The following is a 21,113-nucleotide window of genomic DNA, read 5'->3' on the forward strand; positions in this document are numbered from 1 at the left end:
TCAAGACCAACGGGTCAGTACAGAAAAAAGCATCTCGAGCGCGCACATTTCAGAAAGTGCTCGTCCATCTCATCAAGGAACGGGAGAGAGATCGACCCACATGTCAGATACCGAGCCACGACTCCTTATGGTTTATCGGATGATTTATCTGTAACCGCTTCAGACTCAGGTTCCTTCTCGACCGGCAGTTCAACTCCAGGAAAATCCTTCTTCAACTGCTCTTCGAGTGCCTGACCCCGTGCGTTAATCGAGATCACTTCGAAATTCCGCCCGATCAGAATCATGCGGGGAATCGAGTTGATCGAATAGTAACGGGCATTGGGTGAACCTTCCCCCTCCTGATGATCATGGACAATCGTCCAAGGGAGCGGCTTTTTCTCCAGAAATTGATCGAGGGCTTTGCGGTTGGAATCCACACTGATCCCAACAATTTCAAACCCATGGGGATGATAAGTCTCATAGAATTTCGTCATGCGGGGAAACTCAGCCACACAAGGGCCGCACCATGTCGCCCAGAAGTCGACCAGCACGACTTTCCCTTTGTAAGCCGCCCAGTCGAAGGACTCGCCCGTGATCGTTTTTTCGGCAGTCAGCACCATTTCCTGGCCTGGCAACTGCAAACGACGCAACACCCCTTCAGCCGACGCCAGGAGTCTTTCGGCTTTAGGATCGGTCACCGTTTTCAAATCGGCGACATAACCTTCCAGTAGCTCAGCAGCGGCCTTCTGTTGAGCAGGCAAGGCTGAATTTGCCAGTTGCACAATCGTAGCCATCACGCCCATCTTCTCACTGAACGAGGCCTCATCCAGCAATTTCTGATGATCCTTTAACTTCGCAATCGTGCGGTCCAGCGGCGTCCCGGGTTTCGACAACTCCACCTCTAAACACTTCAGTCTGGCGATGCGGTAAAGTGATTTGTCTTCCTGAGCCTGCAGGCCGCTGATCAACTCCTCCAGCTTCTCCTCCGATCTCGCACTTTTAAGGCTGATCAGGCCCAATAGAATCTGAACTCTGGCCAATACCAGGGCTCGTTGATCCACTTCAGTCACAGCCTTCCCAGAAAGTTCTTCAGCCTGAACCAGTAAACCTGCCAGTTGCTCAACACGCTCACTGGGCTTCAGCGTCGCCACCTTCGCCCGACTCCCCAGTGATTGCAACTGCTTCTGCATGTCGGCAATCGATTCAGGCACGGTCTTCTGATCTGTGCTCTGTTGATCAGGAGCCGTATCCTGTCCATACATCACGGGACAAACAGCATAAGAAAGTAATGCCATAACACTCAAGAGCCGCCACATTTTTGATAACATAACTACTTAGTCCATTTCATTTGATAGAGCAGACACAATGTCACCGGGAATCGATTTCAAGGAAAAACCACAACGGCCTCTAAAGGCCAGATTGCTTACTAATACAGCAATGACTATCGTTTATACAACATCCGAATAAACTATAAATGACGAATCTCACAGATATCTATTTTTCATCACAAGCTAATTGACCGGCATCAATTCATCCGAAAGAGGCTGGCCATCTTCTGATGTCCTGGCCTGCTGATCCTGGGGATGCGGGCCATCCTCAGGTGGCGCCAGGAACCAGAAACTGCTCAGCCAAAGGACGAAGATCAGTCCGAACACAATGTAGAGAGGCTTAATAGAAATCCGCATAGTCCACTGTGGCTCCGCACCAATTCCTCAGGCCATCGAGATAACGACTTATGAGTTGAACCTAGTATTCACCCACGACATCAGCATCACCAATCCCGGACAACGACTGCCTGAGTATTACCTGATCCATATTGATACTGAACGGCCTGACCGAGCCATCAGCCAGAGCGAACATCGCCATTCCGGGATGTGCGCTGGCGAAGCGGTAGAGCAAAGTCTGGCCCGATCCTGCGTAATAATTATTGGCAACAGTGCCGAAGCACATTGGCATCGAGTTGGTGCCCATCCAGGCAGAGGACTGGTACAGGATTTCGTTCCGCCAATCTCCGCGCACCTCTCCAAATAGTAGCGTGTTGGTGGTGCCATCGGTGATGTCACGCAGCTTGGTCTTGCTACGTCGAAAAAAGACACCTTTGTACTTATCGAGCGTGGGGGCTTCGATAAAGCCTGCCCAGCCAGCGACTCCCGCATAACTGGTACGACCCAGATTTCGAGCAGGTTGCCCGCCCAGCGTCGATGCCACGGGCGTGCCATTGGCCACAAAGGTCGCGGCAGTTCCGCTGGTGCTGCGAAAGGTAATGAGGGCGGTATTCACCTGTAACGTCGAATCGTAAGGATTAGGAGTGCTCGAGGGGCAGATGAGAATTGGCAAGCGGGTGAACGCCGCTGTGCGGGTCGTGGCCTCGTTAGTCCAGAATGTCTGCGTGGTCGTGCTGACATCGGGATCGATCTGATTGCGGTTAATCGTGTTATAAACTGCGCCCTGATCAAAGAAGGGGAGCATGTGAGGAAACGGCCCTGTCCGTGAACCGGTAATCCCCGTGGCTGAGATAATATTCCCTGAAGGTTCCGTACCAGCGGCGTTGTACCCGGGGGGCAGATAGCCAAAAGTTTCTTCGAAGTTGAATGCCGCCAGGGCAATCTGTTTGAGTTTGTTCTGGCACTGTGCCCTGCGGGCTGCTTCGCGGGCCTGCTGCACAGCGGGTAACAGCAAAGAAATCAGCATGGCAATGATGGCGACCACCACGAGCAATTCGACAAGCGTAAACCCTCGGCGAATAACGCGAGCCTGATGGCAAACTCGATGCATCTTGATCCCCTTGAGATTTTGAAGCCCTTGCAAACTCTGCTCTCCTGGTGGCACGAAACGACCCGGCAGAGCCTTTGCGAATTTGACAAACGAATAACCAGATGAATTCGACGGGGAGCGCAAAGGTGTGATACAGCCACTTGAAGATTCCAACAATCGGGTGGTCTGCTATTTGCTGTCAGAATTTCAAGAACTGTAGTCTCCGTTATGGTTCGCCCGGTAAAAAAAACTCCAGGACTCCCCACAAGGCCGTTTCTCACAATCTTTGCCGTGCAATGCAGCCTTTTCTTGCTTGAAAAAGAGTCCGCTCAATCGGGTTACGAGAGGCTCTCCCGAAACCTGTTATGGAATTCCAACTTATTGCTCGCCAAACCAACTCTCAGAAAGACAACTCGATGTCCCGCTTGAGAAATCTGCTGATGACCCCTTCAAAACACGCCAAAAACCGTCATCCGTCGAATTTCCACCGAATCGGGAATTGAAATCACGACTTGATGGGTTATATATTTATCTTTTGAGAATAACCACTGCCTGAACCGCAGCATTGCTTCATCAAGGTGAAATCAGCTCTTGCCTTATGGGGCGAGTCATAAAATCGACTTCTCTCCGTGCACTCCAGCCCTCGGCATGCCCTCCCAATGCACTCCAGAGTTCGAAGATGAATCAGTCTCCCTCGCCAACACCTGCCAGCAGCGGTCCGAATCAGCAGCCGTTTTCCTCGCATTTCATGTCGAAATACGTTCAGCCGGCGGTCTCTGATCGTGACTTCAGAAATGTCGAATACCGCCTCCATAACCGCAGATCTGTGGCCCTCTATCGCTGCTCTCGGGATTTCGCCACACCTTCGACTCCCAAGCCCGATTTCATGCTCAGGCTGCATCTCAATAAGTTCCCCGCACAGCATGAGGTCAACTACGGCGGTGGCTGGCTGAAACGCATGCCCGATTCCTATGTTCTCGCACCACCAAACGTCGATTCCCGTGTTCGCGGGAACCTCCAGAACCATTTCACCAGCCTCATTCTGGTCTTCCCCGAAACAGAACTCCGGCAAGTCGCCGGGGAGCTTCTTGACGCTGAGGGTAAACACCTATGGCAACCACCATCGAAAGAACTCCACGATACATCGATCTCAACGTTGATGAGGCAACTGTGGGAGTCTTCCTGCAGTTCGGCACCGGCCGAATCTGTGTTGATCGAGGGGACATTTATTTCTCTTGTGGGTCGCCTGTTACTCTCCGGACAGCAGAAACGACTGGCCATTCCCAAATATGAAAGCAGTGCTTCGCTCATCACCAGCAAAGCTCTGAACTACATGCAGGATCGTCTCAGCGAAAAACTGACGCTGGAAGAGATTGCCAAGGCTGCCGGGGTCAGCCGCTCGTACCTCATTCGCGTCTTCGCTCAAGCGACAGGTAAAAGTGTGCACGCCCGCCTGATTGAACTTCGTATCGAGCGAGCCAAACAGCTCCTGATTCAGTATGGCCGCAATATGACTCTCGACCAGGTGGCTTTAGCCTGCGGATTCTGGGATGGCACGCATCTGACTCGCTCATTTTTTGAGCATGTAGGCATTACTCCCCAGCAGTTCCGCGAGAACTCGTGATCGCTTTGGTCCTGCCAGAAGTTTCACAACATCGAAATTTTCTTGCCTTCAGAAAGTTCTCACACCCGGAGTTTCTTTTCGGATTCAAGAGTCAAGCAGCGATCCCTGTGACATGCATAGTGCTGCTCCGAGCAAGCATGCTGGAATGACTCTCAACGGTCCATCCACTTCTGGATCGCCAGCTTCAATTTCTGTTCGACCCGCTCCTTCAGTGCCACAAAGTAGTGGGCATCTTCTGTGAGGCCTGCTGTGCTGGCAAACCGAATCAGTGGATCGAGCAGCCATAACTCGGTGGGAGAAAGCTCTGGTTTCAATGTCCCAGCCTCTAGTTGCGACTGGATCCATTTCAAACTCGAAGGGACATGCTCGCGGGGCCCTTGAGCAATCTTTAAAGCCTCTTCGTAGATCTCTTCGAAAGATTCGTCTGGCCTGTAGGCCCTGAGTGCTCTCCCCACAGCCACCACATGCCGGGCCAGTTCACGAACTTCCACCCACTCCTCTTCGGGATAGATCTCTCGAATCTTCAGCAAATGGAACGTCCCATCCGCATCAATGGCTTTGATCTGCCCCAGCAGATTCCCCCACAGATTCACCAGAGCCTTATCGAACTCTGCCCGGACAGCCGGTGCCGATTCGGCAACTTCGAACCAGCCTCCCAGATTCGTCAGTACTTCGGCACACCAGCGGCGATGTGCCAGATCTCCACCGGCTAGAATTGTGCGACCAGCCGGGCCGCAATGATAGATCGCCTCGGCACCTGTCCCTTCCCGATGGCCCGTCTGCATCGTCACACCACGCAGCAGCTTGCCCACAATCTGGCCCATGGCACCACTCCACAGATCGGGCAAACGACCGTAGAGCATCGACTCTTCCAGCAGTTCCACCAGAAACCGCCGCACGCGCTCGTGGTAAATCCCGTTACTGCACAGCACCAGAATGGGCAAGCGGCTCACGGCCACATCCAATCGTGATGTTTCCGCCAGTCGCTCGAGAAGTTGGACATACTCCTGCATCACCACCAGCAGTTGATCGGTCTGCGTGCAGACCAGCAGAATCTCAGGAATCCACTGCTGCTCCACACACTTTTGCAGTTCGGGCCGACAGACCTCATCGACCGTCAACGGATAGGTCGTACCATCCGCAGCGAATGCGAGAATCCCTCCGGCTCCCCACGATGCACTTCGCGTCGCTCCCTTTCTCTGGATGAACTGCACGCTTCCATCCAGCCGGCAAAGCCCGCGTGTGAGATGATAAAAGTAAGCCGCTCCCAGAGCACCCACAGGGAGAATGCCAATGTTCGCCCGGCTTGAGCCCGTCATGACAGCTCCTGCATTTGAGCGAGGGCATCGCGTGTGGCAGCAGGATAGGCCGTCTTGAGAATCAGCATCGCTGGTCGGCCGCGTTCGGCTGTCGAAGCATAGGCGTATTCGATGTTGATATCGGCCGCCGCGAGGGCTTCACCCACCGTCGCCAGATTGCCGACGCCGTCAGTCATTTCGAGAACGACGACTTCCGCTTCCACAACGGGCAAACCGGCACCCGTCAGCGCTTCTCTCGTCGCGGTCGGGTTGTCGGTCACCAGCCGCACCATCCCCTGCTCGACGTTATCAATCACACTGAAGGCTCGTATGTGAATGTTCCTGCCAGCCAGTAACCGGCCCACCTGTCCCAGTCTTCCGGGCTGATTTTCAATGGCAATACTGAGTTGCCTTTGGATATCGACCTGCATGATTACGCACCTTCGCCAGCACACGCGTCGCCCGACATCATCTGCGGGACATTGTTCACTTTGCCGACTGATTCTACTCACTCCCATCGTTGATCAACAGCCACTCATCGTCGCCCCTTGCCAACAAAACTGTGAACTTATCATCTGGCGAACTGACCTTTTTCACAGTATTGTCCATGTGGAATTGTCCATGCAGTATTGTCCACGCAGTATCTTCATCCAGAGGCCGCCACGCACTCACCTGTTTTCGTGTTTGCAATTCCTTGCCACGCAGTCATCCCTCCGCATTTACGCTCAATACTTGCCCACCCGGAAATACTGATGAGAACTCCCACGCTGGCTATCTGCATATCCGCACTTCATATGCTGGGCCTTTGCCTCCCGATCCTGGACTTGAGCCCTGAGCTTGAGGCCAGCGATCCTCCGCGACCTTCCACGGCCACAGCAAATGCCGACTGGCTGTTGAATCCGGCTCCCTATCGCAGCCAGATCCAGACAGTTCCGCCTGTCGATCCCCTTCAAACCGAGGCCCATCCACCCACCGAAATTCGCCTTTCCAACGGACTGGCCGAACGTGTCTGGCTGGTCTCACCTCAAGTGGCCACCACCAGCCTGAAGCTCCTCTCCACGGGCGAAGAGTATGTGCGGGCTGTGGGGCCGGAAGCTCGCCTCACCATCGATGGCCAGAGTTATCCCATCGGCGGATTAACGGGCCAGCCCGTCAAGAATTACCTCAAACGAGAATGGCTTTCTCAACTGAAACCACTACCAGCCAGCTACACCTTCGTCGCTTATCAGACAGGCCCGATCGAGGAGCGATTTGCCTGGAAGAAGCGGCCCGAATGGATGCCCCGCGACCTCCCATGGCCTCCTCCGGGTCAACACCTCACACTGCAATTCGCACCACCAGCCATGCCACTACAGATAGAAACTGGCAAAGTCCTCTTTCAAGAACGTTTTGGCGAGAACTCCCCCGCTTCCAAAATCGATGCCGGTTGGAAACCGACGGTCAGTACCAAACATCCGCGCACGTCGTACCACAATGAAGGCAAAGCCGGCGAGCTGATGGCTCTGCCCGATACCTGCGTCTATCTCGAACGCGCATGGCCCACAGAAGCTGCCAGCGTTGAACTGACCATCGACTGTGGCGACGACAGCCAAGCCAACTCCTGGGGCCCCGGCCTCGCCTGGAAGTTCCCAGAAGGAACCATCAGCCTCGTCGCCAGACCACACAGCCAGCAGTTTGAATTCTATGGTCTCCAGGGGGGCGAGCAGTTGCTGGGTCAGTTCGATCGCACTCAGGCGATCACCTTACGACTCTCTCTCCAGCAAAACGAGGTTGTGTGCGAAGCAGCTCAAAAGGGGGCCTCGTTTCAATCACTGGCTCGTATCCCCGTCACTTCTCATCCACAGACATTGCGAATCGGAAAGATCGGCAAACATGGCGACGGTAAAGACTATCCGACGGCCCGCGGCGAACCATATCGCAGCCACTTGCACGAAGTGATTCTCCGCGCAAAACCCACTTCGTTAGCGAAACCAGCTCTTGCCGATCTTCCCCAGGTGGAGATGCATTACGAGATCTACGACGGACTGCCTCTTTTTTCCAAGTGGATGGTGGTCAACAACACGACCTCACGCCCGGTGGTGATCGATCAATTTGTTTCCGAAGAGTTGCGTCTGGTCGAAGTCGAATCGAGTGTCGAAGATGCCACACTCACCGAGCGCTACAATCTGCATGTTGAAAGTGAGTATGCCTTCCACGCCATGGATGCCGCCCATGCCTGCGAAGCGGGTGTCCGCATTCAAACCGATCCCGATTATCCCACTCAGGTAAACTATCGCAAACAGACGCGCTGCCTGCTTGAAGCCTCTCCTCTTCTAGGCCCAGGGATTCACTTACCTCCCGGCCAACGCTTCAACACTTACCGCGTTTATGAATTGCTGCTCGATTCAACCGATCGCGAGCGACGCGGCCTGGCTCAACGCCGGATGTATCGCACCCTCGCACCTTGGGTTACCGAAAACCCACTCATGTTCCACAAAGTTCAAAGCGATCCGACATCAATCCGCGAAGCCATCACCCAATGTGCCGATACAGGCTTCGAGATGATCATCATGTCGTTTGGCTCCGGGGTGAACCTCGAAAACTCGAATGCCGCCTACCGCCAGAAGTATCGCCAACTCGCCGATGACGCCCGCCAGAAAGGCATTGCTTTAGGTGGCTATACACTCACCGGTTCGCGCAGTGCCGGAACACCCGCAGACAACACTCAAGGGGCTCCGGCAGCTTTCGGAGTCATGCCTTGCCTGGGCTCGGCCTGGGGACGCGATTATCTCCAGCGGGTCAAAGATTTTCTCTTTGATGCCGGCCTGAGTGTCCTCGAAAACGACGGGCCTTACCCGGGCGATCTTTGTCATGCCACCTCACACCCGCATCATCATGGTTTGGCCGATTCGCAATGGGTGCAGTGGGAAGCACAGTCAGATCTGTACCGCTGGTGCAGAAGACAAGGCATCTATGTCAATCAGCCCGACTGGTACTTCCTGAATGGTGGCAACAAAACGGGCATGGGTTACCGCGAAACCAACTGGTCGCTTCCACGAGCCGAGCAGGAAATCATTGAACGTCAAAACATTTATGATGGCACGTGGACGAAAACGCAGTCGATGGGCTGGATGTTCGTACCACTCAGCCAGTATCACGGCGGTGGTGCAGCGGCCACCATTGAACCACTGGCTGAACATCTCGACCATTACGAAGCCAGACTCGCCAATCTGATCGGCTCAGGAACTCAAGCCTGCTATCGCGGTCCCAGACTTTACGACACGCAGGCCACGCGTGAGGTTGTCTGCAAATGGACACGCTTCTTTAAAGATCATCGTGAAGTCCTCGGCGGCGATCTCATTCATCTCCGGCGAGCCAATGGCCGCGACTGGGATGGCTGGATGACGGTGAATCCGGCAGGTCGTGAACGAGGCCTGGCCTTTTTCTATAACCCGCTCGAAACAGAAGTTCGCCAGACCATACAGCTCCCCGTCTACTACACCGGTCTCACAGCGAAGGCCCGTGTCACGATGGAAAAAGGCTCGTCACAGGTCATGCCCATCAGCACTGAACATCAGCTTGCATTTGAACTGGCAATTCCCCCACGCAGCAGAACCTGGGTGCTGCTCGAAGAGGCTGTTGAATAAGCGAGGTCTAAACATGCAGGTGCAACCTCTGCTGACCATAGGTTTCTCCCTGCCAGTACCAGTGAGCCAGATGTCGCAACTTGCCCGGTTCTTCCGGCAATTCAATGAACAGAAATGGATCAGCCGTGATGATCACCGCTGGAGTTGTGAGCAATGGCAGAAGCTTCGCGAGAAGCATGACAGGCATGACCAGTCCACCTGGTGCTAATCCTGCCAGAAATGTCGGCGTATAAGCTTTCGCAAAATTTTCGAGTGTCAGAAGTGCTTCGGCCCCGGTTTCCATCGATTGCCCCAGTCGGGTGGTATGCTCAGGAATCTTCGTGAACGAACAGCCATACCGGCACTGCTCGATTTCGGCTTTGGCCATCGCCCGCAAACGTTGCCGCGCATCTCGACGAGCGATCTGCCACGACTTTTTGATCCCATTCAGCATGTTCTCCACAATGGTGGCAACAGCCTGGACAGCGGCCCACGACATGAGGGGAATTGCCAGCACACCCGCCACCAGCTTGAACAGCCAGCCGTACCTTAGAGCCTGCTTCTGAGCCGACTGGATCCGCTTCTGCGCTTCGAGTTGAACTTCTTCAGCCGTGACAGGGATGGGAAGCCCGTCCTGATTGACTCGATCGCTGAAGAGTGGCACGCCAAACCAGACGGTGGAATCCGGATGCTGCTGGTAAGCCCGTGTGACAGCATCCATCACCAGAGCCGGAGGATTATCAGGAATCTGCGAAGGATTGCGTACCATTGTCATCACCAGATCCGAATGCCCCTGGATCCATAGCGATTTTTCGATCAGGTGCACAATCCGATACTCTTCGACCAACTGGGGGTTTCGAGAGAGGACATGGTTTACAAATTGAGGATCACGAATCTGCTTTCGATTGCCGCGTAGCGCCAATGCGACGGCCAGTGTCTGAATGGCATCCGCCTTCAATATGGTGAGTGGCTGCCGCAAAAATGCCTGCAAACCAAAAGAGGAAACATCATCCAGCCAATCGGCTGTGACCCACTCTGGCCGGTTGGATACCACCTGTCCCTGCGAACGACGAGCCTTACGACGTGCGAGTTGCTGTGCCATACCAAGCCCTTATCAGATGGTCACGAGGGATGCGAAAGCATTGATAGGAAGTGAAGACTTCAGACAGACAGGAGCGAACAGAGCGGACTTTGGTTGCCGCTACTTACTTCTCTCCATACAGGATGAGTGACGACGAAAAAATTGTCTAAGAAAATCTTCCAAAAATAAAAACTCAGGGCAGAACGACTGGTGCCGTCTGCCCTGAGTTCAAAAATCAATGTTTGGGAAAAACGATTCCTTGCGAATCAGGCGACCACGGGTTGGGCAGCCATTTCCTCGAGCATTGAATCGACTTTATCGAGTGTTAGATCCAGTTCAGCGCGGAAGAGATCGCCCATCAGCAGATCCGTAATATCGTCCTTGGTTTCCGGATACTTCATGATCAGCTTGCCAAAGTTCATACCCTTATAATAGGCCAGCACCAGCTTTCTCATCCGCTCCATGCCTAGCACATACTCGGGCTCCCAGGCACCGAGTGTCGTACGGGTTAAATCATTGGTGACCAAGCCCTGATGGACGGCATCAGCCGCCAGTTCACCCGATTTCACGGCCAGCAACACACCGGAAGAATAGAGCGGATCGAGAAAACCATAGGCATCACCAATCAGCACCCACCCCTGCCCTGCTGCCTGCTTTGCCCGATAGGAATATTCCTTGGCAGCCCGATACTGATCACATCGCTCGGCACCCTCCAATCGAACTTTCACACCCGGGCAGTGATCCACCTCTTCCTGGAAGAGTTCTCCCAGGTCTTTTGTGCGCTGCTTGTTAAAAAGATGCGAGAAATCTGCGACAACACCCACACTGGTAATGTTGTCGTGCAGCGGGATGTACCAGAACCAGCCTTTCTTACCTTCTGTCTGAATGACAGAGGTTGCACCGCCATTCTCACCCTCATCTCGCCAGGCATTTTTGTAGTAGGTCCAGACGGCGGCTTTTTTCAGTTCGCTATCCCATGTCCTCAATTGCAGGCGATCGAGCAGCACTGAGCTTTGGCCACTCCCATCAATCACCACCTGGGCTCGCACCTGACGCTCTTCACCGGTCGCCTCATTTTTGACGCGTACTCCCACGCATCGATCGTCTTCAAAGATCGCTTCCAGCACACGATGATTCTCATGAACCTGCACGCCCGCCTCGCGAGCGTGATCCAGCAGCATCAGATCAAAATCGGCTCTGCGCACCTGCCATGTCTGCGAAGATTCGACGGGCTTGTACTGTGTAAAGAAAAATGGAGCCGAGACTTTGCCCGTATCACTCACAAACTGCACGCTGTATTTCTTAACGAAGTGGCTGTCTTTCAGTCGCTCGAGCAGCCCCGTGCGTGCAAAAACTCCATAGGTGCAGGGAATCAGCGATTCCCCGATATGGAATCGCGGAAAAACTTCCCGCTCGAACAACTGCACGCGATGACCAGCCTGCGCCAGAAGTGTCGCCGCTGTTGCACCCGCCGGGCCACCACCAATCACAATCACTTCAGGATCAAGGCTCTGGATCATCGCAGACCACCATCCAACAGAAGATCAAAACTTATTCACAGACCTTGTCAGCCAAAGTCGCCGACAATTAACAATTGTTTCAACAAGTATTTTGTCGGCAACTCCCCCGATCGGCAAGAGGAAACTTTTTCATGACTGATTGCCATGTTAGCCAGACTTGTCATAAAATTACGCAACTCCATTTATAATAAACACTTACGAAACCAAAATAACTTTTGTGCTGTGAACGAGGCCAGCACTTCCCATCGCGACAGAACCGCTACAATCCGCTGCAGCAACTCAAACATCCACAGAGCTCGATCTACAGAAAGCCGTTCATGGAACACGCTCACTCCACAGAAGAACTCTTTGATGTGGTCAACGAGGCTGACGAAGTGATCGACGTCTTGCCCAGATCAGTCGTCCATGCCCGTAAGCTCTGGCATCGCGCGGTTCATGTCCTGGTCTTTAACTCAGCGGGCGAACTGCTGATTCATCAGCGGTCAGCACAAAAAGATGAGGAGCCACTCACCTGGAACTCCTCCTGCTCAGGCCATGTCTCGGCAGGAGAAGATTACGACCTGGCCGCCAGACGTGAACTTCAGGAAGAGCTAGGGCTCGACACACCCATCGAAACGATCGGACAGCTCCCAGCCTCGCCCAAACTCGCTTACGAACACACACGAGTTTATCGCACGGTCACCGACCAGCCACCTGTCTTCGATCCCGGCGAAATTGCACAGGGCTGCTATCGCACTCTCCCCGAAATCATGGCCGACGTCGCTGCCCGGCCATCAGTCTATTCCCAGCCATTTCGCACGATTCTCGCGTGGTACCAGGCAGAGCACCTCAACAAACCATCGCCAAAGATTTAGTGCTTTTGATCGATGCCTAACGCAACGCAAAGGTCCCGTTAGTCCTCTTCAGCCACAGCGACCGAACTCCCGGCTGCCTCGTGTGTGCGCTCACTCACAGCCGTCGGGTCGAGGGTCAATCGCTTGAGCACAATCGTCGCATACGAACCACGCGGCAACTCAAAGTCACACGTCACTTTGTATCGACCTGCATACTGCTCATCACTGGCCATCGCCATCTGCAGATTATGTGGCACAATGAGCGCCGGCCTTTCTCCCTTGGAGAAGAAACTGTCCCGCGGATACTTCACCCGCAGTTCGCGTAACTCAATCCCCAGTTCCCGCAGAACATTCTCATAATGCGCTTCGAGAGCCGATCCTTCCAGATCAATCCGTGCGGAAGGCAAAGGGAGTTTGACTCGTGACAGTTCGTCCTGCTCTTCCATCGTCAACGACGTGCAGAAGGCGACCTGCTGAGCCGAAAGACCCACTTCGTAAACCCGCTCATGCCAGACCTTACTGCGAATCAATTCTGCCAGAATATGATTCCACAAATAGCTCTGGTAAGCCGACAGAAACAACCCTCGCAAATCGACACGAATGAGTGCGAAAGCATTCTTGAAGTTAGTGGGATGATCACACAGGTAAGTCACAATACTGCGACGCGACGACTGGGCCAGCTTGGCTTTGCAATCGACCCAGTTGCCCCAGTTGTCGCGAAGAATACGCTTTTCTTCGCGATCATCAGGCCGATCATGCGGATTCGGTTCGGCCAGTGCCAGCCATAACGCTCGCTCGTAATTCCCTGCGCACCAAGGCTGAGCAATAAACTCCCGCGACGCACCGAGCGAGCCAAATCGCTGATCATCAAAATAATTCGGCAGCCGATCGACCAGCAGCGATTCCCGCAGATTCACATACTTTTGAGCCACATTCCGAGGCAGATCGCGAATGACAATGTGAAAGCGATTGCCGGAAATATCGGTCGGGCCAAAGTGCTGCTTCGTCTGCCCCTGATAAACCAGCGTAAAGTTCTGCTGATTCAAATCCCGCCTAGGACCACGACTGATCGTCACATATTGCTGGGTAATCGCATGACGATCTTTGAGACCACCATAACTGATGTGCTCTCGCTTGATTTTCCATCGGCGCAAAATCGCTTCGATGGCTTCGGGAGTTCCCAGCGATGTCTTCGTAAGTTTATAGACGGCATAATTACCGCCCTGAATCTCAAACTCACTCAGTTCTTCAACCTGGAAATCTTCGGGGAGGCACTTCAATTTCATGCGTGCAGCCACAGCTGGAGTGGGCAAAAGCGTCGTTGGTTCCAATGAACGACAACAGTATAACGACCGCATTGACCACAAGCTATGGGTGTACGGAAAACCACATTTTTCGCAACCAGCAACGGACTTTCTGGCGTCAACAATCCTCGTATCTATTATCCAGATAGAGGGTTATGGCTTAGACGACTCTGTGGTCTCTGTGGTTGCCGGCTGTGGATCCGCTGAAGGTTTTGCCGATTCCGGCGTCAGAACCTTGGCAGAAATGATCCCATCGAGCTTCGGAAACTCCTTCGACAGATAAGTATCGCCCAGCTTCTCAATCAGTGGCTGCTGTGGAAATTCGCCATACTCCGGGTTGATCTGATCAACGTATTCCATCCCTTTGGTCACAATGCCAAAGGGACTGAAGCCCATCGAGTCCAGCCGGCTGTTATCAGCAAAATTGATAAACAACTGCGACGTGCGAGTATTGGGCCCCGATGTCGCAAACGTGACCGTTCCTCGGCCATTTGTTTGCTTAACGGGGTCATCCCGCAGTGGAGCAGCATTCCATTTGGCATGCACCTGAGGATCAGCCGCAATCCCGAACTGAGCCACGAATCCAGGGACCACTCGGAAGAATTTCGCGTTGTCGTAGAAACCACTCTTCACGAGTGTGTAAAACCGATCAGCCCCGCGCGGAGCCCAGTCGCGATGCACTTCCACGACGACATCGCCATTGGTTGTCGTTAGGAGCACTTCAAACAGATCCGGTGCCCGCTCATCATCCGGTGTTAACGGCTCAGCATTCGCACCTTCGAGAGCCGGTGCGACGGGAGCCTTCGCATCCTTCATCACTGGTGAAGAATCACAGGCCAGTCCAGAACCCAGCAGTACAAAACTGAGAATTGTCCAAACGGTTTGACGCATCAAAACCGGGTGATTGCGAGTCATTCGAAGCATGGCGATACATCTCTTGATCTAAGGAAATCACCACTCCCTGGCGATCTGCCGTCCATGAATCGTCACTCACGCTGCAACAACATCTATCAAGTATCAACGGCGTACAAATCAGTTTTTACGCCTTATACTCCGAGAAAATCAGCGAAACGTTCTGACCACCAAATCCAAAGCTGTTCGACAACGCCCGGCGAACTTTCCGCTCACGAGCAGCATTCGGAATGTAATCCAGATCACAATCGGGATCAGGAGTGGTGTAGTTAATCGTCGGTGGTACCACACCATCGCGAATCGACAGCAGGCAGGTAATTGCCTCCACACTCCCGGCGGCAGCAATCAAATGACCCATCATGCTCTTAATGCTCGAAACCGGGATCTTGTAGGACTGCTCACCAAAGGTCTGCTTAATGGCCAGCGTCTCGACCTTGTCATTCACTTCAGTGCTGGTGCCGTGAGCATTAATGTAGTCAATCTCATCGGTATTCAGCCCGGCATCCTGCAATGCCATCTTCATGCAGGCAATGGCTCCCCGCCCTTCTGGATGAATATCTGTAATCCGGTAGGCATCGGCCGTTGAACCATAACCCACGACTTCACCGTAGATGTGGGCCCCACGCTTCTTGGCATGTTCCAGTTCTTCCAGAATCAGAATGCCGGCACCTTCGCCCAGCACGAATCCATCACGATCCTTATCAAACGGCCGCGAAGCTGTCTGTGGGCTGCTGTTGCGAGTCGAAAGAGCTGTCAGCAGGTTAAAGCCGGTCACTCCAAAGGGATGGATCATGCTGTGAGCACCACCCGAAATCATCGCATCGGCATCACCCCGGCGGATAATTTCTGTCGCTTCACCAATCGCCTGGCTCGAAGCAGCACATGCCGTCAGGCAATTCAGATTCGGCCCCTGAGCATTAAACACCGCAGCCAGATGTCCGGCTGTCATGTTCGGCTCCTGCTCCATTTCTTTCTGGGGATGCATGCGGGCCAATCCTTCCCGCGTAAAGACTTCCAGATCGACTTCTCCCGTCGCGGTGTTCTGGGCCTGAGCAATAATGCTCATGATCATCAGAAAATCCTGCTGCCCTTCGCCGGCACCCAGGTAAACTCCCAGACGACCCGGATCGAGATCACTGTCCGATAAACCCGAATCATCGTAAGCCTGTCGGGCTGCACCCAGTGCGTAATGAATGTTCTTGCCGCTGAACTGGAACGGCGTCGTGTCAGCAACATAATTTTCGAGCTTGAAGCCCTTCACTTCACCAGCAAAAGTCGTCGGGAATCGACTGGCATCGAAATGCGTAATCGTGCTGATGCCGCACTTGGCTTCCTGCTGGGCCTTCCACATCTCCTCAATCGAGTTACCAATGGGAGTAATGGCACCAATACCTGTAATGACTACTCGACGTCGCATATCGAAAACCTCAGGTGAACTTATCTGCCAGCAAGCTGACAAAACGATCCATTCAAATTTTATGGAGACTCTTAAGTGTCATACGCAATCGTCGAGTCTGCTGTTGATGCCAGCTTGTCATCTCGGGTGACTGGCAATATCTGGTCACTGGTGAAATGAAAAGTTCGATTCACAACGCTGGGTTCACCAGAAACTTACGCCACAGGCCCGGAACCTCACGCTACAGGCAAAGTGGGGTCACCCGTCTTCCCCACGTCCAGTATTCCGCGCAAGAGTTCAAAAACAAAACTTTTCTGATCCACACGCACACTGCCGCTCTGCTCGGAATTCACATGTGCAAACAGAATCTCGCCTTCGGCCACCAGTCGATCACCGACTTTGGCAGTCGCGGAAACCATGCCACCTTCGGCATTCGCTTCTTCAAGAGTCGTCCGGTAAGTCAGCGTCTCACCAGGCGTGACGTAGCTGTGGAAGGTCATTCGCGGCACTTTGGCCAGAACAACCACCTTCGAAAACTGATGAGATTCTCCCAGCAGAATGCCACCCGTCTGCGCCAGACCCTCGAGGATCAACGAGTGAGGCATGACCGGGAAACCCGGAAAGTGATCGTGGAGATGCTCCTCCGCCAGACTCACATTCTTGATCGAAACAGCTTGCTTGCCGCTTTCAAACTCGACAAAGCGATCAACCCACATCCAACGCATGGCAATCTCGAGAAACGAATAGGGGAAGCTACGACAAGGCAAAGCCCCTTCCGCATGCGAGAAGCTCCCCAGCCATGCATGCGGAAGGTGTTGCTGTTCGTTCCCATGACCCTCGGAACTCTCACCGGAATCGATCAGACGACATCCGATCGACTACGAGAGATCAACTCCGAAAATCAGGACAATTTACTCTCAAGAAAATTCACGATCATCTTCACTGTCAGAAGATCGGTCAGCTTCTCAACCTTAGGATCCTTGGCAAATGAGTCAATATCTGCGTGTGGCATTTTGGCTTTCAACTCAGCCACACCGGCGGGAGTCAAGACACCATTGGCCACGAAGTTCGGATCAGCGGCTGTCACGTTCTCGGGCAAAAGTTCCGATCGGGGAATCTTGATCCCGAAAGCCTTCTCCAGCCGGAACAGAATGTCGAGAATATCAATCGACTCGGCACCCAGATCGCCAAACAGCGTCGAAGATTCTTTCACTTCGTCGTCATCAACTCCCAGGGCGTCGCACAGCGTTTCCCGGACCTTTTCGAAAATCTCATCGCGCGATGGCATCCACTCACTCCTTGAGCAGCACGTTACGAGTTGACTTCTCTCGAACAATACCGCTTGTCGCGTCCGTATCTTGCAGTCGCTCACAGATCTTGGCATTTCGGACGGACTTCTGCCAGATCGAACCCACGTCAGCGCTGCTGAAAACTTATCTTCAACACCCCTCGAAACTATCGTCAAGGAGCAACACCAACCCCGCAATCAACCCATACCACCCAGAGTCAAGCCGCCATCAACCTTCAAAGTTTGACCTGTAATATAACTGGCTTCATTCGAAACCAGAAAATGAACGGCGAAGGCAATATCGTCTGGTTGACCCAACCTCTTGCAGGGAATCGCTTTTTTAATCGTTTCACCGGCTGCGTTCACCACAGCCACCGTCATATCAGTCTCAATGAACCCAGGCGCCACGCAGTTCACAGTCACATTCCGCTTCGCCAGCTCAACAGCCATACACCGGCTGAACCCCTCAATGCCGGCCTTGCTGGCAGCATAATTGGCCTGACCTGGATTCGAAAAATCTGCGGAAACGCTCGACATGTTCACAATCCGACCATACCGGGCCGACATCATCGGTCGCGTCACTGCCTGGCAGAAATTGAACACGCTGGTCAGATTCGTATCAATCACCGCCTGCCACTGTTCAATTGTCATTGTGGCCAGCAGTCCATCTCGAATAATGCCGGCATTGTTGACGAGGATGTCAACCTTACCCCACTTCTCGATCACCTGTTCAACCACCTGATCACAAGCCGCTTTGTTGGCCACATCACACTTCAAAGCCCAGCTTTCATGACCTGAAGCCTCTAACTCCTCGACAATCGCCAAAGCTGGAGCCTCACTCGACTGATACACAAAGGCCACCTTGGCTCCGGCGCGGGCCAGCTTCAGCACAATCGCCTTACCAATCCCTCGGCTGCCACCTGTCACCAGTGCGACGCGTCCAGTCAAATCCATGCTTCATTCCTCGTCTTAAGTTCTTCAATCTGCAGCCGTACAATGCGATGCAGATCGATCAATTGATTTTCAGAGTGCTCAAGCCTATTGGATGCCTCAGATTCACTGAGTCGCTTTTTCCAGTCACAACTGCACGGCAATTCAATCCTGCGAATTCAACTCACGACGCCAACTCCTGCCCGGCAGGAGCTGCAGACCACAACGTGGGAAACAATTGTCTTAACCACACGATTCGAGCCTCATCACTGGCTCGCGCCGAAGGATCACGATCTGCCACATTAAACTGTGTCAGCACAATTCGGGCACTGACTGCCGATTCCTGCGTGCTGGCCAGCACGCCAGACCCGGCAAACTCCCAATGCTGTGGACCGATCTTTTTCACCTTCATCGAAAGCTGCAGTTGATCGCCCGGTGCCACAAACGCATTGTATTTCAGAGCCCTGGTTTCCTTCAGCAGAATCGTGCTGCAAGAAAAGTCGGTACTGGCACGCATCAGCCACGCGCCGGTCTGAGTCAATGCCTCCAGCATGAAAACCCCAGGCAGCACCGGAAAACCCGGAAAATGATCCGCCAGGTATTCCTCGGCAATACTCACGTTCTTGACCGCCGTAATCGACTCGTTGGGCACGAGACTCGTAATGCGATCAATCAACTGAAAACGCATAGTGTTTCATTATCCGGGGATGGTTGATAACAGAACGACTTCTCCGGCCACTCGATGCTGCACCACTTGCTTGCAGATTCGAGCTCAGTATCCCCACAGATTTCCTGGAGATCACCCGAGTTGTAAAGCCAGCAAAACCAGCATGATAGGGTCTGAGCAACTCTGCCTCAACCCTTCTCGCCACAAAATATGAACACATGTTCACGCACCTGCAAGATCTGCGAACTCTCGACCTTCGACGCCCGAGGATGCGACTCTGGGTTGCCATGACCTGACAGATGATCACCAAACGGCCCGTAAGCCGCGTGACCCGGGACAAAAGTCCTCGCTTTCAAGCCATAAACCGTGACCCCATCGCCAACCACATCAGTGCAGCACTCACCAGAATCACCACACCCAAACTGCTCCACGGAACGGATCTGGCTCCAATCGGCAACCCGGTAAAGACCAGTACTAGCCACCGAAAAAAGCCCACCCAGACCAATAAACTCGAAGTCAGCACCAAAATAGCTCCAGGCAAAAGCGACAGTGAACCCAGTTCCACACGATCATCGGGCCCTATGCTCACCTGCCAGAGCGACAACAATGGCTGTGTGTCAATCAGCCAGCCGGGCCAGGGGCTACTCAACAGGAACAGACATACGCCGCCGGTGACTGCCAGCACCCCACTGGGGCAAACGGAAAACAGGCCTTCCCACTCTTCAACATACTGCAACCGACGACCAGTGCGGAATGCCTCACCCACCCCCCATACCATCAGTCCATAGCCCAGCACCAGCACTGTCAGTTGCCGGGACATACCCTCCCAACGTTCCACTTGAGCCTCGACCGGGACCTGCTCCAGCAAACATAACGACCAGACCCACCAACCCGTCCCGGCCATCAAAATCGTGGCCACCCATCGACTCCACTCCTCCTGCTTCAAAATCATCAAACCCGCTGCCAAGGCTGTCCAACCTCCGATCAGCGACCAGGCCAGCGCCTCCATCGAGACTGGCAGAGCATCGGCTGCGATTCCGGGCGTATTTCTCGGCGCCAACCAGCTCAGCACCCAGAGTCCGCACAGCCAGCGAACGAGTTGATGGCCGCTGAGCACTCCGTGGAGGGATCTCCTGGCGGTCTCGCCAACATTCGGTGAGAGTCTGCATGGGCTCAACATCGCTGCCAGATCCAGCCACAGAAAATGACCAGGGATCAGGCAGAGCCTTCCAGCACAACCGGCCACCATCAGTACCCAGCCTACCTGCCCCCAAGACTCTCCCTGCCAGCCTGCGACGGGGTTTGACATCGACGTCAATCGGCTCTCCTGCTGATTCATGAGCAGCAACCAACCCGTCCAGACAAAGACCGCCGTCGTGCCCTGCCATAACATCAACATGCCTTTGAGCCGACTTTGAATCGCCACACGACGGGATTGATCTTCAGCAGCCTCGCAGCGAATGAATTTCAACGAAGTGAGCTGAATCAACTCCCACGCCAGCAAAGCCCCGGCCAGATGCGGCGCGCTCAGCATCACGACTCCCAGCCCCATCGTCAGCAGGAGCCACCAATCCCAGGCATCTATCTCGTCAGTATCTGTGGCTTTGAACCAATACGAAAGAGCACTGGCACCCAATACCAAGCCACTACCGGCTGTAAGGCAGATCAAGATCCCCTTCGTGAGCGGGTGGGGCATTGCTGCCTGGCTCCACACTCCGGGCCAGCCTTGAGCTCCCTGACTCACTACTCCTGCCAGCCACGCCAGCAAAGAGAAAGGCCAGCGCCTGGCCTCTGGAAAAACCAGAATTCCGACCATCGCCAGGACAATCCACACTCCTCCCGCCAGATTCCAGTTCATCGTGACAGGAAATGTCATTCGCCCTCTTCTCTCAACAAAACCCACAATCACTTAAAGCAGGTTC

General features: G+C 53.8%; 18 protein-coding genes. 3 read left to right on the top strand and 15 right to left on the bottom strand.

Translation table 11 applies throughout. The annotated features are described in order from the left end of the window. Positions 1-125 precede the first annotated feature (125 nt). The 3 genes from PLIM_RS23920 to PLIM_RS15965 form a co-directional block, all read right to left on the bottom strand. Entirely contained in the window at positions 126-1,274 is a 1,149-nt protein-coding gene (locus PLIM_RS23920; RefSeq protein WP_196349461.1) for a TlpA family protein disulfide reductase, read from the bottom strand. Positions 1,275-1,490: 216 nt separating this feature from the next. Beyond that, positions 1,491-1,664, bottom strand: a complete 174-nt coding sequence (locus PLIM_RS24445; RefSeq protein WP_013111355.1) for a hypothetical protein — start codon at positions 1,662-1,664, stop codon at positions 1,491-1,493. Positions 1,665-1,725: 61 nt separating this feature from the next. After that, positions 1,726-2,754: a DUF1559 domain-containing protein gene (locus PLIM_RS15965; protein ID WP_196349582.1), complete on the bottom strand. Its 1,029-nt coding sequence runs from the start codon at positions 2,752-2,754 to the stop codon at positions 1,726-1,728. Positions 2,755-3,412: 658 nt separating this feature from the next. Here PLIM_RS15965 and PLIM_RS23095 point away from each other — a divergent pair. Then, the gene (locus tag PLIM_RS23095) at positions 3,413-4,357 is read left to right on the top strand and encodes an AraC family transcriptional regulator (protein ID WP_013111357.1); all 945 of its coding nucleotides are present in this window, start codon (positions 3,413-3,415) and stop codon (positions 4,355-4,357) included. Between the two features lie 152 nt (positions 4,358-4,509). Here PLIM_RS23095 and PLIM_RS15975 read toward each other — a convergent pair whose 3' ends face one another. Both PLIM_RS15975 and PLIM_RS15980 read right to left on the bottom strand, forming a co-directional pair. Further along, complete coding sequence (locus PLIM_RS15975; RefSeq protein WP_013111358.1) at positions 4,510-5,676, bottom strand: hypothetical protein; 1,167 nt, start codon at positions 5,674-5,676, stop codon at positions 4,510-4,512. Beyond that, positions 5,673-6,086 carry an amino acid-binding ACT protein gene (locus PLIM_RS15980; RefSeq protein WP_013111359.1) on the bottom strand — a complete coding sequence of 138 codons (414 nt, stop codon included), beginning with the start codon at positions 6,084-6,086 and terminating at the stop codon, positions 5,673-5,675. Before PLIM_RS15980 ends, PLIM_RS15975 begins: the two co-directional genes overlap by 4 nt. Before the next feature lie 321 nt (positions 6,087-6,407). Between PLIM_RS15980 and PLIM_RS23100 the strand changes: the two genes are divergently transcribed. Further along, positions 6,408-9,281, top strand: a complete 2,874-nt coding sequence (locus PLIM_RS23100; RefSeq protein ID WP_013111360.1) for a hypothetical protein — start codon at positions 6,408-6,410, stop codon at positions 9,279-9,281. A 7-nt stretch (positions 9,282-9,288) separates the two neighbouring features. Here PLIM_RS23100 and PLIM_RS15995 read toward each other — a convergent pair whose 3' ends face one another. Both PLIM_RS15995 and PLIM_RS16000 read right to left on the bottom strand, forming a co-directional pair. After that, positions 9,289-10,362: a hypothetical protein gene (locus PLIM_RS15995; RefSeq protein ID WP_013111361.1), complete on the bottom strand. Its 1,074-nt coding sequence runs from the start codon at positions 10,360-10,362 to the stop codon at positions 9,289-9,291. 245 nt (positions 10,363-10,607) lie between these two features. Beyond that, positions 10,608-11,861, bottom strand: coding sequence for an NAD(P)/FAD-dependent oxidoreductase (locus PLIM_RS16000; protein WP_013111362.1), 1,254 nt, complete (start codon positions 11,859-11,861; stop codon positions 10,608-10,610). A 317-nt stretch (positions 11,862-12,178) separates the two neighbouring features. Here PLIM_RS16000 and PLIM_RS16005 point away from each other — a divergent pair, with 317 nt between their 5' ends. Next, positions 12,179-12,715, top strand: coding sequence for an NUDIX hydrolase (locus PLIM_RS16005; protein WP_013111363.1), 537 nt, complete (start codon positions 12,179-12,181; stop codon positions 12,713-12,715). Between the two features lie 38 nt (positions 12,716-12,753). Here PLIM_RS16005 and truD read toward each other — a convergent pair whose 3' ends face one another. The 8 genes from truD to PLIM_RS16045 form a co-directional block, all read right to left on the bottom strand. Then, positions 12,754-13,980 carry a tRNA pseudouridine(13) synthase TruD gene (truD, locus tag PLIM_RS16010; protein ID WP_148227145.1) on the bottom strand — a complete coding sequence of 409 codons (1,227 nt, stop codon included), beginning with the start codon at positions 13,978-13,980 and terminating at the stop codon, positions 12,754-12,756. Positions 13,981-14,151: 171 nt separating this feature from the next. Continuing rightward, positions 14,152-14,922 (bottom strand): peptidylprolyl isomerase, encoded by a 771-nt coding sequence (locus tag PLIM_RS16015; RefSeq protein WP_013111365.1) that lies wholly within the window; start codon positions 14,920-14,922, stop codon positions 14,152-14,154. A gap of 115 nt (positions 14,923-15,037) precedes the next feature. Then, a complete protein-coding gene (gene fabF, locus PLIM_RS16020) occupies positions 15,038-16,327 on the bottom strand; it encodes a beta-ketoacyl-ACP synthase II (protein ID WP_013111366.1) in 1,290 nt (429 codons plus the stop codon). 215 nt (positions 16,328-16,542) lie between these two features. Then, entirely contained in the window at positions 16,543-17,031 is a 489-nt protein-coding gene (locus PLIM_RS16025; protein WP_013111367.1) for a 3-hydroxyacyl-ACP dehydratase FabZ family protein, read from the bottom strand. Between the two features lie 176 nt (positions 17,032-17,207). Next, positions 17,208-17,594: an acyl carrier protein gene (locus PLIM_RS16030; RefSeq protein WP_013111368.1), complete on the bottom strand. Its 387-nt coding sequence runs from the start codon at positions 17,592-17,594 to the stop codon at positions 17,208-17,210. Positions 17,595-17,792: 198 nt separating this feature from the next. Continuing rightward, on the bottom strand, positions 17,793-18,548 hold the full coding sequence (fabG, locus tag PLIM_RS16035; RefSeq protein WP_013111369.1) for a 3-oxoacyl-[acyl-carrier-protein] reductase: 756 nt from the start codon (positions 18,546-18,548) through the stop codon (positions 17,793-17,795). A 160-nt stretch (positions 18,549-18,708) separates the two neighbouring features. After that, positions 18,709-19,212: a 3-hydroxyacyl-ACP dehydratase FabZ family protein gene (locus PLIM_RS16040; protein ID WP_013111370.1), complete on the bottom strand. Its 504-nt coding sequence runs from the start codon at positions 19,210-19,212 to the stop codon at positions 18,709-18,711. 331 nt (positions 19,213-19,543) lie between these two features. Continuing rightward, on the bottom strand, positions 19,544-21,067 hold the full coding sequence (locus tag PLIM_RS16045) for a hypothetical protein (protein ID WP_013111371.1): 1,524 nt from the start codon (positions 21,065-21,067) through the stop codon (positions 19,544-19,546). Positions 21,068-21,113 lie beyond the last annotated feature (46 nt).

The sequence above is a fragment of the Planctopirus limnophila DSM 3776 genome, from assembly GCF_000092105.1.
Classification (GTDB): domain Bacteria; phylum Planctomycetota; class Planctomycetia; order Planctomycetales; family Planctomycetaceae; genus Planctopirus; species Planctopirus limnophila.

What these genes read in the sequence shown, in the direction of transcription:
- PLIM_RS23920 (WP_196349461.1), bottom strand. Translation starts at nt 1,274, where the DNA reads ATGGCATTACTTTCTTATGCTGTTTGTCCCGTGATGTATGGACAGGAT.
- PLIM_RS24445 (WP_013111355.1), bottom strand. Translation starts at nt 1,664, where the DNA reads ATGCGGATTTCTATTAAGCCTCTCTACATTGTGTTCGGACTGATCTTC.
- PLIM_RS15965 (WP_196349582.1), bottom strand. Translation starts at nt 2,754, where the DNA reads ATGCATCGAGTTTGCCATCAGGCTCGCGTTATTCGCCGAGGGTTTACG.
- PLIM_RS23095 (WP_013111357.1), top strand. Translation starts at nt 3,413, where the DNA reads ATGAATCAGTCTCCCTCGCCAACACCTGCCAGCAGCGGTCCGAATCAG.
- PLIM_RS15975 (WP_013111358.1), bottom strand. Translation starts at nt 5,676, where the DNA reads ATGACGGGCTCAAGCCGGGCGAACATTGGCATTCTCCCTGTGGGTGCT.
- PLIM_RS15980 (WP_013111359.1), bottom strand. Translation starts at nt 6,086, where the DNA reads ATGCAGGTCGATATCCAAAGGCAACTCAGTATTGCCATTGAAAATCAG.
- PLIM_RS23100 (WP_013111360.1), top strand. Translation starts at nt 6,408, where the DNA reads ATGAGAACTCCCACGCTGGCTATCTGCATATCCGCACTTCATATGCTG.
- PLIM_RS15995 (WP_013111361.1), bottom strand. Translation starts at nt 10,362, where the DNA reads ATGGCACAGCAACTCGCACGTCGTAAGGCTCGTCGTTCGCAGGGACAG.
- PLIM_RS16000 (WP_013111362.1), bottom strand. Translation starts at nt 11,861, where the DNA reads ATGATCCAGAGCCTTGATCCTGAAGTGATTGTGATTGGTGGTGGCCCG.
- PLIM_RS16005 (WP_013111363.1), top strand. Translation starts at nt 12,179, where the DNA reads ATGGAACACGCTCACTCCACAGAAGAACTCTTTGATGTGGTCAACGAG.
- truD (WP_148227145.1), bottom strand. Translation starts at nt 13,980, where the DNA reads ATGAAATTGAAGTGCCTCCCCGAAGATTTCCAGGTTGAAGAACTGAGT.
- PLIM_RS16015 (WP_013111365.1), bottom strand. Translation starts at nt 14,922, where the DNA reads ATGCTTCGAATGACTCGCAATCACCCGGTTTTGATGCGTCAAACCGTT.
- fabF (WP_013111366.1), bottom strand. Translation starts at nt 16,327, where the DNA reads ATGCGACGTCGAGTAGTCATTACAGGTATTGGTGCCATTACTCCCATT.
- PLIM_RS16025 (WP_013111367.1), bottom strand. Translation starts at nt 17,031, where the DNA reads ATGCGTTGGATGTGGGTTGATCGCTTTGTCGAGTTTGAAAGCGGCAAG.
- PLIM_RS16030 (WP_013111368.1), bottom strand. Translation starts at nt 17,594, where the DNA reads ATGCCATCGCGCGATGAGATTTTCGAAAAGGTCCGGGAAACGCTGTGC.
- fabG (WP_013111369.1), bottom strand. Translation starts at nt 18,548, where the DNA reads ATGGATTTGACTGGACGCGTCGCACTGGTGACAGGTGGCAGCCGAGGG.
- PLIM_RS16040 (WP_013111370.1), bottom strand. Translation starts at nt 19,212, where the DNA reads ATGCGTTTTCAGTTGATTGATCGCATTACGAGTCTCGTGCCCAACGAG.
- PLIM_RS16045 (WP_013111371.1), bottom strand. Translation starts at nt 21,067, where the DNA reads ATGACATTTCCTGTCACGATGAACTGGAATCTGGCGGGAGGAGTGTGG.